1 protein-coding gene is annotated in these 549 nt (G+C 67.6%); it reads right to left on the reverse strand.

The genetic code is table 11. The features are described from left to right. A partial coding sequence (locus JNK74_29910) for an exo-alpha-sialidase (GenBank protein ID MBL7650386.1) occupies positions 1–549 on the reverse strand: 549 nt, incomplete at both ends.

Below are 549 nucleotides of genomic sequence, written 5' to 3' on the forward strand. Positions count from 1 at the left end.
CCGTCATCGAACTTCACTTTGCGCGGTTCTTCAAAGTGGAGACCGTCCTTGCCGCGGGCGATGGCCAGGTAGTCGTCGTTGCGGAGCGTGAGGAAGTAGCGGCCCTGGAACGCGGCGAGGGAAGGTTCGCCGAAGCCGCGGCCGGTGGGCACGGTCATCTCGTTGCCCTGCTCGACAAAGCGCAGGGTCGTGCCGTCGAAGCGGCAGCGAATGACGCTGGCCAGCGACGGCAGGGCCTTGCCATCGCGGACGGGGTTGGCGTAGACGGGCAGGAGGATGTCGCCGTTGGGCAGGTCGTGGCGGCCGACGCTGCCGGCGCCACTGGAGACAAGGTTGGAGCCGGCGGGGACGTCGAGGGTTTTCCAAGGGGTCCAGGAGCGGGTGGCGGGATCGTAGGTCGAGTACGCGGTGCTGCGCGGGTTCTTGCCGGCGACAACGCGGTTATCGAGGTAGCGGACAGTGTGGCCGATGCCGAGGATCTTCCGGGAGGGGGCGTGCCACCGGGGCCAGAAGTCGGAGACGACGATTTCGCCGCCATCGGGATAGGGT

Source organism: Candidatus Hydrogenedentota bacterium, assembly GCA_016791475.1.
Lineage (GTDB): Bacteria > Hydrogenedentota > Hydrogenedentia > Hydrogenedentales > JAEUWI01 > JAEUWI01.